Origin of the sequence: Armatimonas sp., assembly GCF_043760365.1 — a bacterium.
Lineage (GTDB): Bacteria > Armatimonadota > Armatimonadia > Armatimonadales > Armatimonadaceae > Armatimonas.
Map to the genome: position 1 here is coordinate 1 of NZ_JAYUPA010000206.1, position 5,872 is coordinate 5,872.

At 60.0% G+C, this 5,872-nt stretch carries 10 protein-coding genes; 5 read left to right on the plus strand and 5 right to left on the minus strand.

Annotated elements, in window-relative coordinates:
- Positions 1 to 10 precede the first annotated feature (10 nt).
- Both ACH2EH_RS05010 and ACH2EH_RS05015 read right to left on the minus strand, forming a co-directional pair.
- Complete coding sequence (locus tag ACH2EH_RS05010) at positions 11 to 343, minus strand: hypothetical protein (RefSeq protein WP_395139530.1); 333 nt, start codon at positions 341 to 343, stop codon at positions 11 to 13.
- A 173-nt stretch (positions 344 to 516) separates the two neighbouring features.
- Positions 517 to 1,182, minus strand: coding sequence for a hypothetical protein (locus tag ACH2EH_RS05015; RefSeq protein WP_395139531.1), 666 nt, complete (start codon positions 1,180 to 1,182; stop codon positions 517 to 519).
- Between the two features lie 393 nt (positions 1,183 to 1,575).
- Here ACH2EH_RS05015 and ACH2EH_RS05020 point away from each other — a divergent pair, with 393 nt between their 5' ends.
- On the plus strand, positions 1,576 to 1,743 hold the full coding sequence (locus ACH2EH_RS05020; RefSeq protein ID WP_395139533.1) for a hypothetical protein: 168 nt from the start codon (positions 1,576 to 1,578) through the stop codon (positions 1,741 to 1,743).
- Between the two features lie 8 nt (positions 1,744 to 1,751).
- Here the strand turns inward: ACH2EH_RS05020 and ACH2EH_RS05025 are convergent, their stop codons facing one another.
- Complete coding sequence (locus ACH2EH_RS05025) at positions 1,752 to 2,150, minus strand: hypothetical protein (RefSeq protein WP_395139536.1); 399 nt, start codon at positions 2,148 to 2,150, stop codon at positions 1,752 to 1,754.
- Between the two features lie 120 nt (positions 2,151 to 2,270).
- Between ACH2EH_RS05025 and ACH2EH_RS05030 the strand changes: the two genes are divergently transcribed.
- From ACH2EH_RS05030 to ACH2EH_RS05045, 4 genes are all read left to right on the plus strand, one after another.
- The gene (locus tag ACH2EH_RS05030; protein ID WP_395139538.1) at positions 2,271 to 2,579 is read left to right on the plus strand and encodes an ArsR/SmtB family transcription factor; all 309 of its coding nucleotides are present in this window, start codon (positions 2,271 to 2,273) and stop codon (positions 2,577 to 2,579) included.
- Positions 2,580 to 2,719: 140 nt separating this feature from the next.
- Positions 2,720 to 2,854, plus strand: a complete 135-nt coding sequence (locus ACH2EH_RS05035) for a hypothetical protein (RefSeq protein ID WP_395139540.1) — start codon at positions 2,720 to 2,722, stop codon at positions 2,852 to 2,854.
- A gap of 84 nt (positions 2,855 to 2,938) precedes the next feature.
- Positions 2,939 to 3,409 carry a hypothetical protein gene (locus ACH2EH_RS05040; protein ID WP_395139542.1) on the plus strand — a complete coding sequence of 157 codons (471 nt, stop codon included), beginning with the start codon at positions 2,939 to 2,941 and terminating at the stop codon, positions 3,407 to 3,409.
- Between the two features lies 1 nt (position 3,410).
- Positions 3,411 to 4,034 carry a redoxin domain-containing protein gene (locus tag ACH2EH_RS05045; RefSeq protein WP_395139544.1) on the plus strand — a complete coding sequence of 208 codons (624 nt, stop codon included), beginning with the start codon at positions 3,411 to 3,413 and terminating at the stop codon, positions 4,032 to 4,034.
- Between the two features lie 3 nt (positions 4,035 to 4,037).
- On the opposite strand, the gene ACH2EH_RS05050 is transcribed toward ACH2EH_RS05045, so the two are convergent.
- Together ACH2EH_RS05050 and ACH2EH_RS05055 are read right to left on the minus strand one after the other, a co-directional pair.
- Positions 4,038 to 4,847, minus strand: a complete 810-nt coding sequence (locus ACH2EH_RS05050) for a M48 family metalloprotease (RefSeq protein WP_395139546.1) — start codon at positions 4,845 to 4,847, stop codon at positions 4,038 to 4,040.
- Positions 4,848 to 4,852: 5 nt separating this feature from the next.
- On the minus strand, positions 4,853 to 5,872 hold a 1,020-nt coding region (locus ACH2EH_RS05055; RefSeq protein ID WP_395139548.1), incomplete at its 5' end, for a glycosyltransferase.

Sequence of the window (5,872 nt, forward strand, 5' to 3'; positions counted from 1 at the left end):
TTCTTCGAGGCTAAAGTTTCTGAATCTTCAGGAGGCGCAGAGTCATTGGTACTCCGGCTTTTTGCGTGCCATAGAAGCCCTCCACCTCGACGGGTACACCTACTAGATCTTCCAAAACTACAGAGTCTCTCTGTACAAAGAGAACCTGTGGCTCCGGTTTGACATCACTCATTTGCAGGAGATAGCCTCCCTTTTCTCGGACGAGCGTTCCTGTGAGGGTCAGTAAAATATCGTCGCGACGAGCCTGGTACCCCGCCTCGGCAATGGCTTTCACGAGGCGGAGGGGATCTATCCAAACTCCCGCTTTGATCTTAATCTCTACCCATGCGGATTTCTTTTCCACCGTGAGTGCTGTTTTTTCGACGCCTGCCAGGCGCCTCAGCCCCTTATCGAGGCTGACCGCTCAGGTAGGGCACGTCACACCGTTGACTCCCATCCGAACATTTTTAATCTCGGCGTGAGAGTCGGTCGCTGCAAGCAGAAGCAGCACAAGAGCTGCCAAAGTGAGGTTGATTTTCATAAAAGTGCCTCCAGGCCGAAGCGCAGCTGCGCAGGGCCTTTGGTGGGAAAGAGTAGCCCGACCCGAGTCTGGGTCGGGCCTTTGGTGAGAATGAGCGAGGTGTGAACGCCCGTCAGAGAGCTTGCTCGGAGCGCCTCGTGGTGGCCACCCAGTGCAATCAGGAAGCCGTGATCCGCAGGAGTCCTCGCACGCTTGAGCCAGTAGCCGTACGCTGCATCTAGCTCCGTCATGCGCTCGCTCCGAGTGCGCGTGTGTACAGCACTTGCCCAGATCGTGTCCGTGAGCCGCTCGTGCGCGAAGGCGTAGCCAAGCTGGAAGCCGGGCCGGTTGATCGCAGTGCCCACGACCAGAGCTTCCATCTGCTTGAAATCTGGGCCAAATGTCGCACGGGTGCGGCGCTTCTGGGTGAGGAAAATATCGTCTGCGGCTCCGCCTGCGCCACGCTGAATCACCTCCAGCTTCAGGTTCTCCGTGGTCTTGGGCGCGTACTGAACAGAGAAGCGCGACTCTCCACGGGCGAAACGTAGCTCGGGGTGAATCACACCAAAGGCAAAGGTCTGAGGTGTCTCGCCCCAGAGCGGCTCATGGGCACGTGCCAGGGGCGTGTGAAGAAGGCTGGCCGCACCCAGAGAGACGACCAGCCCGACGCGTGTGCGTCTCATGCGCGGCAACACCCTGTTGCGCAGCAGTCTTGACCGCTGGTACAGCAGTTCGGGGTCATTTTCGTCGCCGAGTCATACGGTTGAAGAAAGGCGGGAGCCTTCTGCCCCGCGTTGACGAACAAGGTTCCTTTGCCGTGACGGATCCACCGAGCGGGTAGCGAGGAAATCTCTACGGGCCTAGCACAGGAGTCCGCGCAGCAGCCATTCGGCATTGTACAGGTGCTCTTCGAGACAAGTACTTCCTCGTTTCGCTTACCCGTCCAACGAGTTTCCTTAACGGATTCGCTCTTGCAGCAACCCATCTTGCAGGCGAGGCGTGTCGCTTTGGCGACAAAGATAAGAAGCTTGCCGTGGGAGGCGGTGCGATCTACGCCAATTTCTTCGCAGCAGCCCTTGGTACAGCAAGAGGGCTTCGGGGTTGACGCGAAAACAGAGGACGATAAAGCCACGGAGGACAATAAAGCCACGACTGTGAGCGCGGCAGTCAAGTTCAAAACAGGTTTCATGATTATTTTCTCCAAAAACATCGGGGCCTGGCGCGAGGCAAGGCACAAGAAATAAGCGATGGTTTAGGAGAAAGCAGGGGGAGCACGGGGAGCCGAGGGGTTTCGAGGCGGGCCACGCGGCGCGTGAGACTGCACAGGAGACAGTGCTGTCGGAGGCGCAATAAACGCCACCTGCGGCACAAGAGCCAGGTGTGAGGGAAGTGCGACGACGAGCGGCGGAGTGTCGCTCAGAACCGTCGGCGGCGCATCCGACCCTGCCGGGGTGATCTGGAGCTCGCAGCAGCCCGGCGCTTGCAACACAAGCTGACCATTGTGGCCCGTAACGACATTGCAACAGGCTTGCTCGGCGTTGATCGCCATCGGTTGGCCCGTCATGCGGCAGACAAGCCGAACGCCTGGTACTCTAGGAATCATTCCCAGAATCAGACAAACTGCCAACCAGATTATTATTGTCGCTCGCATCACTTTTCGTACGATACCATTGATTCGAGTAAAATAGTTCCCTGAGAAAAAATACTTCGATAACTATTGAAGTATTCAAAATCCTGTGATAACATTTCGACAGTGATCGAAAGGTAGACCATGCCCGATATTGTAACGATCTTCAAAGCGCTCGCCGATCCCACGCGGCTCGCGGTTTTTAACTGCATCCGCTGCTGCGGCTCGACGTGTGGCTACACGGAGGGTGGGCAGTGCTGCGGCGACTGCGAGGGGACGGCGGCGTGCTACATCCGCTGTCAGGTGCCCTGTGCACCAAGCACCATCACGCACCACTTAAATGAGCTGCGCGACGCGGGGCTGATCGAGACGGAAAAACGCGGGCGAGTGGTCTACTGCAAGGTCAAACCCGAGGCGCTCAGCGCACTCGGGGCGTTTGTCACCGGAAAGTAAAGGGTCAAAACAATGAATTTCGAAACCAATACCACATCAATCAACTGCTGTGCGGGATGCTGCACCACCAGCACTTGCTGCTGCGACTGCACGTCCTGTGATTGCGACTGCTGCGCCTGTTGCAAAGTAAAGACTGCCGCATGAGCCGCGCTCTTGTGCTCACTGTGCTCCCTCTGAGCCTGATGGCTCTGCTCTCCAGCGCAGGGTGGGCACAGGAGCAAGAGAAAAGTGGACAGTCTGTCAAAGATAAGCTGCGATCGACCCTCCCTCCGTGAACGGGCTGACCCGGTGAAGGGTCGCCGCTCCGTGCGAGTGGCGTTCAAGGTAAGTTTCAGCTCTCCCAGCGCTACGTGGACTCCGTGCAGGAACGCCCTCGCTGGCGCACGACTCTGACCGGGCGGGTCTCGCCGCGCTTTCAGGTGGGAGCAGAGTTCAACGCCAACGCGCCCAAGGCGAAGCTCAATCCCGTGGGCAACTATTTTATCCAGCCCGAGAGTGAGAATCGTCCTGGGATTGTCGCCGGTTTCTCCAGCGATCGGATCGGGACGCCCTCGGGCATGAGCTACTTTGTCTCGGCGCAAAAGCAGCTCGGCGGTGAGAGTGGCAAACTCGCGCCGTATGTGGGGCTGGCCTACTCGGAGTTTGGCAAGCAAGTTCTCGCGCCATTTGGGGCAAGTTTTGCGCTACGCGACGATCTGGTGCTCTTGCCAATGTGCGATGGTAAGTACGGCCACACGACGCTCTCGTGGTTTAGCAAGCGCGGCGAGAGTGTCAGCTTAATAGCGGCATTCAATAAGCGCATCGGTATCGCCTTCGCGAGGAATTTTTAAGATGATGAGAACACTGTTTCAAGAGAAAGCGCAGCGCGTGACGGGTAAGCTACCGGCAAAGGCGCTCTGCCTGATCTGCTCCCAGAGCGGCGAGGGCGAGGAGAAACCCGCAGGGGCTGTGGCCTATAAAGGCAAGACGTACTACTTCTGCAACACGGGCGAGATAGAGCGCTTTCTCAAAGACCCCGAGGCCTATATCCCGGCCCCTGTACCGCGCCCCGCGCCGCCTTTTGCACTCAAGACCCCCAGCGGCGCGACGGTGACTCTGGAGTCTCTCAAAGGCAAGCTACTGCTCGTAGACTTCTGGGCAACCTGGTGCGTACCGTGTGTGAAAGCGATGCCGGAGTTGCAGAAGCTTCAGGTGAAGTACGCCGCGAAGGGAAACTTCACCGTCATTGGGATCTCACTCGATGAAGAGGGTGCCCAAAAAGTGGTGCCGTTTCTCGCCAAGTCAAAAACCAAGTTCACCTACCCGATCCTGCTGAACGGCGAGACGATCTGGCAGGCGTGGGGCGTGAAGTCTGTGCCGTCGGTGCTGCTGGTGAAAGACAGTCAGATTTTGAAGCACTGGAGTGGGCAGATTGATGGGAAAGAAATCGAACGTGCTGTCCAGACCCGCCTGTAGCGCCTACGGCTCCAGGCCGGTGGGGATGCCGCTGGAGAACTCCTGCTCGATGGCGGCTTGAATATGGGCGATGCGGTTCTCCGGGTTGGGGTGCGTGCTGAAGAACTCGGGTTGACGCCCACCCCCACCCGCCGCCTGTAGTGTCTTCATCACGCCAATCATCGCACGCGGATCGTAGCCCGCTTGTGCGAGAAACCGAACGCCTAGTTTATCGGACTCGAGCTCGTCGTCGCGCCCGAACTTCATATTGATCGTGGAGGCGACCAGCTGAGCCATCTGACCCGTTGCCATGCTGCGCCCCGGGTTGTCGGGGTCGTAGCTCGCCACCCCTGCCGCGCCGACCAGCCCCTGCGTGAGCTGCTGCTTGGCAAGCTGCTGCGCTCCGTGCCGCCCGACCACATGCCCCATCTCATGTCCGAGCACGCCTGCCAGCTCGCCCTCGGTGTGGAGCTTCCGCAGGAGCGCCTCCGTGATAAAGACCTGCCCACCGGGGAGCGCAAAGGCGTTGATGGTCTTCCGATCCGCCAGTAAATGAAACTGGAACCTGTAGGGTGTCTGTTTAATCGCCCGACTCAGCAGCCGCTCCCCGACTTGCTGCACTTTGGCAACCGCGCTGGCATCGCGGCTCTCCCCGCCGTACTGTGCCGCAATCTGTGGCGCCGACTGCAGCCCGACCGCGATCTCCTGGTCGGTGGTCATGGCGAGGTGCTGCACTTTGCCCGTGAACTCGTTGTTGGTACGGTTGCCCAGGTAGCTGACCATTGTGAAAATCACAATGATAAATGCGATCATTAGTTGCGGAGAGCGTCTCATAGTACCTATTTTACCAGAGCCGCCGCAAGCCGCTCGATCGCCTCGCAGGCGCGGGCGACACCGTCTTCTTGTTGGAGCTGCTCCCCAACCAATTGACAACGCGCTTGCAGTGCAGTGTCTGTGAGTAGGGGCGCGAGCGCGGCGGCAAGCGTGTGCGCATTGCACCGATCCCGATAAACGGTCTTTCCCAGCCCGGCGCGGGTGATACGGGCGGCGTGATCCGGCTGGTCGTGGGCGAAGGGGACAATAACCTGCGGCTTGCCCGCTCGGAGTGCCTGTGCCGTGGTACCCACTCCCCCCTGGTGCACCGTGGCCGCGCCCCGTGGCATGAGAAGCGAGTGCGGAGCGTACGGCACGGCCAGAATACTTGCGGGCAGGTTCGGTGGCACCGGCTGATCACGCCCGGTCAGCAAGACGGCGCGGCGGCCTAGCTGCTGCGCGGCTTTCACAGCCTCCACAAAGAAATCTCCCGCCGTCATCACGGCAGACGAGCCGAGTGTAAAGACAATCGGCGGCTCCCCCGCGGCAAGAAACGCCTCCAACTCAGGAGAGAGCGCCTCGGTTTGACCGTCGAGCGAGTCGTAGAAAGCGAAGCCCGTCTGCACGGCGTTTTGTGGCCAGTCCGGCTGCGCCGCCGCCAGCGCCGACGAAAACAGCGCCAGCGTCCCAAGCGGCGAGAACTGCCCCTCGATCAGGGGATTTCGGGGATCAGGCGGCAAGCCTAGCTCGGCACGCAGCGCGTCCACGGGTCGGGCCCAGGGCCGGGTCAGACGCCAGCCCTGCTGGAAGGCAAAGCGCACCAGAAACTTAGGGAGCCTTGGGAAGCCCTGCCAGCGCGGCAGCGGCGGCAGGATGCAGGGATCGCTCACGGAGAAGAAGACGATGGGCTGGAGCACCACGGAGAGAAACGGCAGCCCGGTCTTTTGCGAGAGCAGCGGCCCCGGAAAGACAATCGTGTGGTTGAGGAGCAAGTCCGCGCCCTCACACGCCGCCGCGAGATCGGCGTAGGTGTCGTGCAAGACCGG